10 protein-coding genes and 1 tRNA gene are annotated in these 11,291 nt (G+C 55.5%); all 11 read right to left on the bottom strand.

What is annotated here, in order from left to right:
* Positions 1-474: 474 nt before the first annotated feature.
* The 11 genes from DW821_RS09865 to DW821_RS09915 all read right to left on the bottom strand — a co-directional run bounded on the left by DW821_RS09865 (position 475) and on the right by DW821_RS09915 (position 11,186).
* Positions 475-1,272, bottom strand: coding sequence for a TraX family protein (locus DW821_RS09865; RefSeq protein ID WP_118066716.1), 798 nt, complete (start codon positions 1,270-1,272; stop codon positions 475-477).
* A gap of 193 nt (positions 1,273-1,465) precedes the next feature.
* Positions 1,466-1,541, bottom strand: a tRNA-Lys gene (locus tag DW821_RS09870).
* 28 nt (positions 1,542-1,569) lie between these two features.
* Positions 1,570-2,850 (bottom strand): aminopeptidase, encoded by a 1,281-nt coding sequence (locus tag DW821_RS09875; protein ID WP_117634755.1) that lies wholly within the window; start codon positions 2,848-2,850, stop codon positions 1,570-1,572.
* Positions 2,851-2,939: 89 nt separating this feature from the next.
* Positions 2,940-3,515 carry a hypothetical protein gene (locus DW821_RS09880; RefSeq protein ID WP_117655805.1) on the bottom strand — a complete coding sequence of 192 codons (576 nt, stop codon included), beginning with the start codon at positions 3,513-3,515 and terminating at the stop codon, positions 2,940-2,942.
* Positions 3,516-4,394: a phosphoribosylaminoimidazolesuccinocarboxamide synthase gene (locus DW821_RS09885; RefSeq protein WP_035136481.1), complete on the bottom strand. Its 879-nt coding sequence runs from the start codon at positions 4,392-4,394 to the stop codon at positions 3,516-3,518.
* A gap of 118 nt (positions 4,395-4,512) precedes the next feature.
* Positions 4,513-5,958 (bottom strand): sensor histidine kinase, encoded by a 1,446-nt coding sequence (locus DW821_RS09890; RefSeq protein WP_370221270.1) that lies wholly within the window; start codon positions 5,956-5,958, stop codon positions 4,513-4,515.
* 131 nt (positions 5,959-6,089) lie between these two features.
* A complete protein-coding gene (locus DW821_RS09895; RefSeq protein ID WP_006236208.1) occupies positions 6,090-6,812 on the bottom strand; it encodes a response regulator transcription factor in 723 nt (240 codons plus the stop codon).
* 153 nt (positions 6,813-6,965) lie between these two features.
* Positions 6,966-8,177 carry a twin-arginine translocation signal domain-containing protein gene (locus DW821_RS09900; protein WP_117786702.1) on the bottom strand — a complete coding sequence of 404 codons (1,212 nt, stop codon included), beginning with the start codon at positions 8,175-8,177 and terminating at the stop codon, positions 6,966-6,968.
* Positions 8,177-8,440, bottom strand: a complete 264-nt coding sequence (locus DW821_RS09905; protein ID WP_089572560.1) for a TIGR03905 family TSCPD domain-containing protein — start codon at positions 8,438-8,440, stop codon at positions 8,177-8,179. The genes DW821_RS09900 and DW821_RS09905 overlap by 1 nt, the downstream gene beginning before the upstream one ends.
* Before the next feature lie 113 nt (positions 8,441-8,553).
* A complete protein-coding gene (locus DW821_RS09910; RefSeq protein ID WP_118066720.1) occupies positions 8,554-10,353 on the bottom strand; it encodes a GGDEF domain-containing protein in 1,800 nt (599 codons plus the stop codon).
* The gene (locus DW821_RS09915) at positions 10,350-11,186 is read right to left on the bottom strand and encodes an ABC transporter substrate-binding protein (protein ID WP_158551316.1); all 837 of its coding nucleotides are present in this window, start codon (positions 11,184-11,186) and stop codon (positions 10,350-10,352) included. Before DW821_RS09915 ends, DW821_RS09910 begins: the two co-directional genes overlap by 4 nt.
* Between the last annotated feature and the right edge of the window lie 105 nt (positions 11,187-11,291).

Consider the following 11,291-nt stretch of genomic DNA (forward strand, 5'->3'; position numbering starts at 1 on the left):
GGGCGGGAATCGCGCACTCCATATTTTGTTCACAAATGAATAGGTCCCTCAGTCGCATCACTGAGGTTAAAACTGAAGCATTGGCTTCTGATATTGGCGATGACCAGCTGGTTTATAGGTATTAAGGCATCGGTCATCTCTGGAGCGCCACTTTACTCCAAAAGCATCAGCTATTTGTTTCCCGTCGGTAAAAGGCAGGTTTTGTTCGCCAAGCGTTCTTATATATAGAGAAGTTCGGGTTCGAACCCGTGCACCGGCAACAAAAAAGCGACCAGCCGGAGCCGATCGCTTTCTATTCTATGCTGGATCATCCAGAGGGCGCTTCCGAACTCATTTTCTCGCTGCCATTCATGCTTTCGAAGCATCTTTCTACAGCCCTCGTTGTCTATCCTCGTATCTCACAGGTCTTCCGGAAATTCACAAGCAGTCTTAGGGTCAATTTAGTTCTGCTTTCAGAGACTTGTTTGAGAGTTTTTAAAGACAGTTCAAAACAATAAGTGAGACACCATAAAGCAGAGCAAGATGAGCCGGATAGAAAATGTAGAAGAAATATTTGAGCTTCAGCCCTCGCTTGCCATTATAAAGATTGATAAGCAGCAACGAAACGACCGCGGCAGCAACATCAGGATTAAATATATTAGCTGTAGCAAACTCAAATCCGCCGCCAACTATATGGCATGACGAAAGGAGCACTGCGCATACTGCAGCAAAGAACATCTTGGCCTTGCTGTCGTGGAATAAATAGAATGCAGCCACAAGCAGAATGCCATACACACCGCCATCTAGTTTAGTGTATTCAGCTGCCAGTGCTGTCAAAACAATCAGAGCAGTTTCTGCGATGTACCTCTTCCATTTTGAAAGGCTTTGTATCTTTTCCAGAATTATCAAGAAGACCAAGCAAAGCAGGAGCTCACACATAACATTTTGTTGCCGAAGGTCAAATAGTTGCCCGGTTTGAACGAAATCGTATATGGGCTCCGCAATGAATGCGAAGACAAGCATATTTCGCAGGTACCTCTTTATGTCATGAGTATGCAAAAATCCCTCAACTATCAAAAAGCAAAATAAGGGAAATGCAATTCTGCCAAGAACATGAAGCACATCCGAAGCCTCGCTTAGAATCGCCCACTGTTCGTCTGATATCTGATTGTACGATGCGTGAGTCATGATTCCATTGGTCAGGACGATCCTGCTTACATGATCGAGAACCATCGAAATGGCCGCTATTATCTTTAATGTGCTGCCGCTAATTCCGTATCTATCTGTTTTCATTTCGTTTTCCTTTCTTTGGGTGGGCCGTCAGAGGTTCGGCCTGCTCTGCAGACGGCCGCTGCGGCGCTTCGCGCCTTGCGCGCTGCGCTGGCAAACGCTCACGCGTTTACTCAGCTCCGCGCCCTTTCGGGTTCGAACCCATGTCGCGGCAACAAAAAAGCGGCCGGCATCCGCCAGTCGCTTTTCTATTCTATGGTGGGCCGTCAGGGGTTCGAACCCTGGACCTTGGGATTAAAAGTCCCCTGCTCTGCCAGCTGAGCTAACGGCCCGCGGGTGGCATTGTACCACGGTCTGGGGCTATTCCCAACTCCATTGGCCGTTCTGGAAAATCACAACTTCACGTCCATCAGGCGTAATGCCCGTAATATCGATATCGTCCGTGCCGATCATAAAATCGACGTGCGTGCTCGAGACGTTAACGCCATGCTCCAGGAGCTCCTCCTTGGACATGTCATACCCACCCTCGATGCATTCGGGGAAACCGACACCCAGCGCGAGATGGCAGCTAGCGTTCTCATCATAGAGCGTGTCATAGAATAGAACGCCACTTTCACGGATCGGCGTGTTCTTGGAGATAAGCGCGACCTCACCCAGATGAGCGGCACCTTCATCGGTGTCAATAATGCTCGCAAGCGTCGCCTTACCCACGCGGGCATCGTAGTCCACTACGCGGCCCGCCTCGAACTTAATCCAAAAATCGTCAACCTTGTTACCGTGGTGAATGAGCGGCATAGCCGAATACACGATACCGTCGGCACGCATACGATCAGGCGAGGTGAAGACTTCCTCGGTGGGAATGTTGGGGAAGAAGGGGTGCCCATCGGGCGTCTTGCCCTTGCCGCCGGCCCACTCGTGACCTTTCGTCATGCCAATCGTCAGATCGGTTCCATTTGCCGAGGTGTAATGCAGGTAGTCGAAACGATTGTCGTTCAGGAAACGCAGGTTCTTTTCGAATGCGGCGTCATGGAGTTCCCAGTCGCTCTCCGGGTCCTGGCCATCGGCGCGAGCGGTATGCAGAATCGCATTCCACAGCTTATAGATTGCAACCTCATCGGCGTCTCCCGGGAACACCTCGCGAGCCCAGGCAACGACCGGCGCGCCGGCGATGCACCACGGGTTGATGTTGTAGTCCAGTCCGCGGCGGAAGACCTTGCACTGCGTGTTCCTTGCCTTAGAAGCTGCAGCAGGCTTAGCGGGATCGATGCCCTTAAGAGCGGCAGGGTCCGCACCCTCGATAAAGATAAAGCAGGCACCATCCTGGGCCAGTGAATCAAGCTGCAGGCGCTTCCACTCGGGCGTCTGCTCAAAATAGCTTTTCTCGACATGCTCGTACGTGAGCCTCGTCACGGCGTCATCGGCCCAAATAACCGTCACGTGACCGGCACCGGAGGCATAGGCCTCCGCGACCACCACGCGCGCAAACGGCGCGCACTCGACCGGAGACTGAACGACAACCTCCTGACCGGGCTTGACGTTTACGCCCTTGCGGACAACCAGGCGCGCATAGTTTTTAATCTTGGGCTCTAGGGCCTTCATGCCCTCCAGAGCCTCTTCGACCGTCAGGGCAGCTCGAATCATGTGCCACTCCATCTATCTATAGGACAATAATAAGGCGCGCCGCAAAAACGACACGCCTTATATCTTAGCGATAAGTGTGAATGCAAACGCTACTTCTTCTTGGAGTCCTTTTTGTCCTCCTCGGCAGCTGCGCGCTCGATAAGAGCGTTGAGCTTGTTCTCGGACATGCCCTCGGCCTGCGCGCGATACATGTTACGCAAGGGACGAATACGAACGAAGTCGTAGATAAAGTCACCCAGGATGATGACATAGGACAAAACGATGCCGACCATCTGAACAGGACTGGACACCGTGCCGCCGGGAGCGAAGTAGAGCGAAGCCCCGATTGCCACGACGAGCACCATGCCGATAGCGAGCACAGCCCACCAAATACGGCGGCGCTTGGTGTAGTCCTCATCCTGCTTGAGAAGGATATTCGACACCGTGTAGATGCGGTCCTCCTTGGCGCGCTGCTTAGCCTTGCGGGCGCGCTTCTCCTCTTTAGAGAGGCCCTCGAGGTTCTCGCCCTTCTCGAGCTCTTTGCGGCGTGCCTTAGACGAAGCCGGCACGACGCGGACAGAGCTCGCTGCCTGACGGGCAGGCTTAGCGGATGCGGCGGACTTGCGCGCAACCCCGGTAACCTCGTGGGATTGCGTGCGCTTGTTCGTGGCGCTACGGGTACTCACTTATGCGTTCTCCTTCATGCTTGTGAACTGGGAGCCCGTGATGATCTGGAAGGCCTCGCGATAGCGCTCGGACGTGCCATCGATGACCTCGGCGGGCAGGTGCGGGGTCTCCCCCGTCATATCCCAGTTGGCCTTGAGCCAATTGCGGACGAATTGTTTGTCGTAGCTGGGCTGGATCTTGCCCTCCTCGTAGCTGGCAGCAGGCCAGAAACGGCTGGAATCGGGCGTGAGGCACTCGTCGATCAGCGTGACCTTGCCATCGATGACACCAAACTCGAACTTGGTGTCGGCAATGATGATGCCACGGGTCGCGGCGTACTCGGCAGCGGCCTTGTAGATCTTGAGGGAAAGGTCGCGAATCTGCGTGGCGATGTCCTCGCCCACGATCTCGCAGCAACGCTCGAACGAGATGTTCTCGTCGTGGTCACCGATCTCGGCCTTCGTGGACGGCGTAAACAGCGGCTCGGGAAGCTTGGAAGCCTCGGTCAGGCCCTCAGGCAGCTGGATGCCGCAGACGGTGCCGTTCTCGTCGTAGGTCTTCTTGCCCGAACCGGTCAGATAGCCGCGGACGATGCACTCGATAGGAATCGTCTGGGCCTTCTTAACCAGCATGGCGCGGCCGGCGAGGTAGTCACGATACTCAGCAAACTCCTCAGGGAAATCCGCCGGGTCGATGGAAACGAGGTGGTTGGGAACGATGTCGGCAAACTTATCGAACCAGAATGCCGAGATGCGGTTGAGCACCTCTCCCTTAAACGGAATCTCGTCGGGAAGAATGAAGTCGAACGCAGAAATGCGGTCGGTGGCGACCATCAGCAGGTTTTCACCGGCATCGTAGATATCACGAACCTTGCCACGGGAATCCGGACGACGCTCCATCGTTGTCACGTGAGTCACTCCTTACCAAAATACGACAGTAATGCGGGTTCTTTCCCGCACGTTTTCGCAAACTCGGAGCGGCAGGGACGAAACCCCTCCTTCACCGAATAGCGAAAAGCTAGTGCTCCATTGTAGTAGATGCCGCGTCCGCCGTGTGCTCGCGAGGCAGATGAATCGTAAAAGTCGTACCCTTTCCAAGCTCCGACTCCACGGATATGTAGCCGTGATGGCGCTCGACGATCTGTTTAGTCACGGCGAGGCCCACGCCCAGACCGCCCGCCTCACGGGCACGGCTGGCATCGGCGCGCCAAAAACGGCCGAAGATGCGCGACAAGTCATCCTTGGCAATACCGATGCCGGTATCAGAAACGGCGATGCTGACGTGTTTGCGGTCACTGAGCACCGACACCACGACCCAACCGCCCTCGGGGGTGTAGCGCATGGCGTTGCTCATGAGATTGATGACGCATTGTGTGATCATGTCGGGATCGGCTTCGACGACATCGTCGTGACCTTGGGTCTCGTCAGCAAAGCGCAAGCGCAGATCGCGGTCGACAAACAGGCGCTCCTGGGCATTGACGATGGAACGCACGAAAGGAACCATGTCCACCGGCTCAAGGTTGAGCGGAGCCGTGCTGTTTTCCATGCGCGACAGGTCGAGCATCTGCTGCACCAGACGAGCCAGGCGACGCGTCTCGGAAGCAACAGTCTCCAAGTGCTCATCGTCGGTAGGATATACGCCATCCTGCATGGCTTCGACTGTCGCGAGCATGGCCATAAGCGGAGTACGAAGTTCGTGAGCCACGTCTGAGGTCAGGCGCTTCTCGTGTTTCATATCCTTCTCGAGCGAAGTGGCCATCTCATCGAAGGTCTCACCCAGCTGATCAATCTCGTCATCACCGCGCAAACCAGTACGAGCGGACAGATCGCCATCGCGAATTTGCTTGGCCGTGCTCGTAATACGATGAATCGGCTTGGTGAGCATGCGCGACACGAGCGATCCGATAACGACCGAAATGCAGATTGCAACAACCGCGGCGAGGGCCATGGCGTTAAAGGTCTTCTCCCTAAATGCAGAATCCGCCTTGGTGAGCAAGGCATCGGAGCCGATGGCCCATAGCTTTACCTGTCCGACATGCTCGCCCGAAGACGTTATGATTTCGACGTTGGCAACGCTATCGGAGTCGGTTGGAGCAGACGAGACCGGGCTATGCGATGCTTTTTTACCGCTCGAGCTGCTCGACGCCGATTCGCTCTCGCGCACATCGGCGGTCGCGCTTGCCGAAGGCCATGAGTCGTCATAGACGACAACGCCCTTCTTGTTGACGACCTGCATACTCAGGTCGTCGGATACCAAACTCGATGTCGCGACCGTGCGCAGCTCGCCCGCAGTCCAGTTGCCGTTTTCCTCATACGACGTCGCAAGCTTTTCGGCAGTAGAATTGGCGATCTCGACGATATTGGAGCGCGTGTAATCCGAAAAGACCGTGCCCCACACAACAGAGACCACGCCCACCAGCACCAATACCGTCATGAGCGATGTCAGAGCAAAAGCAAGTGCCATGCGCGAGGGATAGCTCATCGTTGGCCGTGAATCGGAACGAGGCGTGTTCCAACTAGCCTTGGAACCCGCCTCGCTCTCCTGCTTGTGCTTTTGTCCGATTTCAAAGCGCGCAGGTGTCATATGTGATTTCCCTATTTCTCGTCCGACTTATCGGTCTTGGCCGGAGCCTCGAAGCGATAGCCGACACCGTGGACGGTGTAGAGCCACTTGGGCTTCTTGGGATCATCGCCCAGCTTGGCGCGAAGGTTCTTCACGTGGCTATCGATGGTGCGCTCATAGCCCTCAAAGTCGTAGCCGAGCACCTTCTCGACCAGCTCCATGCGGTTGTAGACGCGACCGGGGTGACGGGCAAGCGTGGTGAGCAGCTTAAACTCGGAAGCCGTCAGGTCGACTTCCTTGCCCTCGACCAAAATCTTGTGGCCCGAGATATCGATGACCAGATCGCCGAAGTCGAGTACCTCGACGGCTGGCTCGTCGGCCTGATGGGCACGGCGGAACAAGGCGCGTACGCGCGCGACAAGCTCGCGCGGCGAGAACGGCTTAATCAGATAGTCGTCGGCGCCGAGCTCAAGACCGATAATACGGTCCTCGATCTCGCCCTTGGCAGTCAGCATGATGATGGGGACATCCGAGGTATCGCGAATGGTGCGGCAAACGCGCTCGCCGGGGATCTTGGGGAGCATAAGGTCGAGCACGACCAGGTCAAACTGATGCTTCTCGAACTCCTCGATCGCGGACTGGCCGTCGCCGACACCCACAACCCAGTAGCCTTCGCGCTCGAGATAGGCAGCGACGGCGTCACGGATTGCCTTCTCATCCTCGACCAGCAGAATCTTTTTTGCATCTGAAGCCATAACACGGCCCCCCTGTCTCAATCAGCTAAGAACAAGCCCATTTTAACGCACCTGAGCCCGCCGGATGCCACTATGACGCGGCAGCTCGGCGGGCGGTACTCACAATTACAACGCGTTTATTCCCCTGTTGGCGCCTTTTTAACCCCTCTAAGCTTAAAGAGAGAATAGGCGTGCGGTGACCGTCTCGGGTATACCCTGGCTGTTGCGCACCGTGGCGTACGTAAGGAATGAGTCCGATTTTCCCGCCGTAGCTGGATAATCGCCATATTCCAAAGCGCGGTCGGGCGACAACAGCGAGCCATAGGTCTTGGCAGAGGTGTCGATGAGAAAATGCGATGCCTGTACCTTAACGAGATATTTATTCTTCTTGCCGGCAGCACATGCGAGCGGCTCGCGGGACAGAAAGAGGTATGGCCCTCCCTCATTACCGATATACGTGCCCATGTTGCCCAGGCTGCCCACGTCACTATAGGTCGCCTCGATAGAAAACACGAAGGTATCGCCCATATATACGGCCTCGAAAGGCGAGACTGACGAGGGAAGGACTAGCTGGGCACGTTTGGTGTTGTTGCCATCGGTCAGATCGATTGCCGTTATGCCATAGTAGACGCCTTCGTCGTTGCGGACACGCGGCGAGATGGTCAAAATGCCGTCGCTCGCGCGCGGGGCCGATGCAAAGCGGCCCATCGATTTCCAAATTACCTCGGCCTTGGATTCATCAAGCGAGCGACGATAGCAAAACGAATCACTACTCGTTTTATTGCCGCCTGCCGAAGGCATTTTATACCAGATGACCGATGACCCGAACGCCGTAAACAGGGGCGGATCATAGTCCTTGCCACCTCGATCGAGCTCAGCCACGTCGCCAGAGAGCGAAGCGCCCGACAGATTTTGAGCGTAGAGCTTCCACGATGAATTGGCAAAGTTCATCTCAACCCACGCAAACACGCCATCGCCGGCACGGACATCGTAAAAAGCATATCCCGTGCCCTCGATAGGATCCTCGATTAATGTGGTAAGCGAGCCATCGCCCAGGTTGAGCACACCAAGCGTATTGGCATGCAGAGCAGAAGCAGGCGCCATCATCGCGGCGGCGTAGTCGCCATCGCAGTAGTACAGCAGCGTGCCCAGCGGCAGCGTCCACGACGCCGCCGGCTCAAGATCGATATCAACAGCTTCGTACTCATCAGTGATCGAGACAATCTTCGAATCGTCCTTGATAACCTGCGGCTCGCCGGCGGCATCGTCGCTGGTGCCCGTTTTTTTCGAGCAACCGGCAAGCACCGTGGCAGCGCCCGCGGCAGCACCGCCGAGCACAAAGCCACGGCGCGATATTCCATTCTTGATGTGGTCGGCGATACCCATTAGGCGATCTCGGCGCGAGCGGCCTCGATAGCGCGCGTAAGCTGATCGGCGCAAGAGGTCTTTTTCATACCGCAGGTATTACCGGCGAGAACCTCGATTACGCGATCGGCAGGAGCACCCTCGACTAACTTGGAGATTGCCTTGAGATTGCCGTCACAGCCGCCGGTAAACTCAACGCCCAGCACCTTGCTGCCATCGTCAGAGAGATTGAGGTGAATATTGCGAGAGCATACACCCTGCGGCTTGTAGTCAAAACTAATCATTGAGATCCCCTCTCAGAAAGAAATTTCAGACGTCTATTATCCCCGCCTGGGCCGACTTATTATCGCAAGCACCGATTCAACATCCTACGATGCATGGACTCGCGGGGGCAAGATTAGCAGTCCGCACCCCGCGCGTGGACCGTGCGCTTCTCCCGATACATATTGTGGTCGGCGACACGATATACATCGGCCAGCGTATTTCCAGCCGTCTCGACGGTCGCCACGCCAATCGATGCGCTGACCGTCAGGGCCTCATCGCTTACCGCGGCAAGACCGAGACGAAGATCCTGTTCCAGCCCGAGCGCAGACTCGTTGTCAGTATGGGGGCAAACCAGCAAAAACTCGTCGCCGCCAAGGCGCATCGGCAGATAATCCGCACCAGCCACCCGCCGCAGCACGGACGCCGTCCGTCGCAGCAGTTCATCCCCCATCTCGTGACCATAGATGTCGTTGGTCCGCTTGAGATAATTGCAGTCCAACATAATCACGCTCACGGGCAAGTCCTCGTTTACCAGGCTATCTCCGCGCGATTCAAGATAGTTGCGGTTGCGAAGCCCCGTCAGTTTGTCTTGATATGACAGCTCCTCGGCATGCTTGACCATCGATATGTTGTGCGTCGCCACGACGACCGACTCCAGCCGGCCTTGCTCATCGCGATGCTGGGGGACAACCTGTAGCGAGTACCAAGCGCCTCGACAATCTCGCACCTCGGCAGCCAAGTACGGTACGCCCTCCATACGTTCACGAATCGAACTTATATCTACGAGTCCCACAACCGCTTCGCGGCTTTCGGGGCTCACGATATCCCGGCAGACCGTGTCCATAAAGTCATATGCCTCGCTGTGCTCGGCAAATATCTTCGCTATCGCCGGCGACATATTGATCCCCTCGATCTCGAGGGTGTCGAGATGCAAAAGGAAGGTCGAATCGTAGATGGCGCTTATGGCATTGATAATGCCGAGCTGTTTATCCTTTTCGACCAAATTGCGGTGGTCAACGATATTTCGAGCCAACAGCACCACGACCCAAAACGCAAGACACACCAAGACGCCGACGGCGACAAATGAAATCCTGTCAGACATGACCTCAGATTTGGGATATAGCGCAAACAGGCGGTAGTCCTTATATGCCGCACGCACGGCATACCATTCGTCTCCTCGATATTCGATGCGCGTCAGGCCGTCGTCTTTCCACTTAACTCCTACGCTGGTGAGGAGTCGGGCGAGCGACACGTCAGCATCGGCACTGTTGGATGAGACAATCTCCGCATCCTCCATAACAAGCACCGTGGGACCCTGGTGGAAGGTACTGTTCGAAAGCACGTCGGCTATGGCATATGAATAGTCGTCCGCCGTATCGGAAACAAGTGAGCGGTATGCCAGGGCAACGCCGTCGCCATACGGAACAGCACAGACGGCAAAAACGACACCACGGCGCTCATCGACAGTTGAGTAGGTCACTTTGGAACCTTGATACATCGATGCGACCGGCGAACAGGCCAACTCATCTCGCCACAACATGAGCGGATCGCGACCATCGATGTCGTAGTGGGCAGCCATATGGCCATCGGAGTCCATGACCATCAGCCCCGAAAGGTTCTCGGCATGGACAAATTGCTCGATAAGATCGTCGTTAACCTCAACGCGATCAGAGGACAGGAACGTCACAAACGATTCGACCGCGGCGAGCAAATCGTGCGTCGCCTCGGTTTTTCTCCCCTGTTCGTAGCGGTCATATTTTTCGCAAGCGTTCTCCAAAAACACCATGGTTTCTTGGCCAAACCCAAGCGTTTTTTCGAGGCAGCGATGGGTTCCAACCGTATACAACAGGCCTAACAAGACGGCGCTGACAATAACGCTGGCAGCTATGACGTTCAGAGTCTTTCGACTCAAGCGGTGCTCATCAGTTGTCATGAATTTCCTCCTTGCCCGCCCGTCGTCGCTCCTGTCTTGTAATTGCCCACAATACGGTCAATCGTGCCATCTCGATCCATGTCGAACAGCGCGGTATTGAGATCCTTTACGACCGATCCTTCATAGCTGTCATCAAACGCGACGCCCAGGTCAACCGTCATAACATTGTCGGCAAACACACGGTAAACGCCGGGATACTGAGCAACGAGTCGGTCAAGCGACTGGACATCCGCCATCCAGCAGTCAACGTACCCTTTGACTAGAGCGGCTTTGCAGAGTTCGGCAGAGCCATATGATTTGATTTGAACGTCCGACGAGACCCCCAAATCCCCCGCAAGCAATCGGCGTTCACTCACCGAACCCGCAATCACCGCAATGGTCTTACTTCCATCGAGATGTGCCAAGGACTTGATGCCACTCGTTTTCTTGGCGGCAACCGAGACCGTCACGGTTAGATACGGCTCGGTCCAGTAATACTTATCCTCGCGATAACAGGGAGAATAGTCACACCACAGGCAATCGATATCACCGTTTTTGAGCAGCCGGTCGCGATCGTTCCAGTCAATATCGACAAACTGTGGCTTGAGCCCCGCACGCTTGCAGGCCTCGCGGGCGATGTCGATATCGATACCGGCGTAATCGCCCGTGGTATCGACATACACATAGGGGTCGTTATCCGTAACGCCGATTTTGAGCACCGGGAGATCTCTATCGGCTTCATTCGAGGAGGAAGAACTGCTTCGAACGGTATACGTCAGGGCGCCCGCACAGACGGCAACAAGGAGTATGAGCGTAAACGAGACGATGGTGGCCCGCTTGATGCGTCTGGGCACGTGCCCCCTTTCATCGAAACAGCAGTCGGAGTTCATTTTATTACCCGGGCGCATATGCGACAGTAATCAGAACCACCCTTAAAAAGGGTGGTTTGCTCTTAGGGT

The organism is Collinsella sp. AM33-4BH, assembly GCF_003469205.1.
Taxonomy (GTDB): domain Bacteria; phylum Actinomycetota; class Coriobacteriia; order Coriobacteriales; family Coriobacteriaceae; genus Collinsella.

What these genes read in the sequence shown, in the direction of transcription:
- DW821_RS09865 (WP_118066716.1), bottom strand. Translation starts at nt 1,272, where the DNA reads ATGAAAACAGATAGATACGGAATTAGCGGCAGCACATTAAAGATAATA.
- DW821_RS09875 (WP_117634755.1), bottom strand. Translation starts at nt 2,850, where the DNA reads ATGATTCGAGCTGCCCTGACGGTCGAAGAGGCTCTGGAGGGCATGAAG.
- DW821_RS09885 (WP_035136481.1), bottom strand. Translation starts at nt 4,394, where the DNA reads ATGGAGCGTCGTCCGGATTCCCGTGGCAAGGTTCGTGATATCTACGAT.
- DW821_RS09890 (WP_370221270.1), bottom strand. Translation starts at nt 5,958, where the DNA reads ATGGCACTTGCTTTTGCTCTGACATCGCTCATGACGGTATTGGTGCTG.
- DW821_RS09895 (WP_006236208.1), bottom strand. Translation starts at nt 6,812, where the DNA reads ATGGCTTCAGATGCAAAAAAGATTCTGCTGGTCGAGGATGAGAAGGCA.
- DW821_RS09900 (WP_117786702.1), bottom strand. Translation starts at nt 8,177, where the DNA reads ATGGGTATCGCCGACCACATCAAGAATGGAATATCGCGCCGTGGCTTT.
- DW821_RS09905 (WP_089572560.1), bottom strand. Translation starts at nt 8,440, where the DNA reads ATGATTAGTTTTGACTACAAGCCGCAGGGTGTATGCTCTCGCAATATT.
- DW821_RS09910 (WP_118066720.1), bottom strand. Translation starts at nt 10,353, where the DNA reads ATGACAACTGATGAGCACCGCTTGAGTCGAAAGACTCTGAACGTCATA.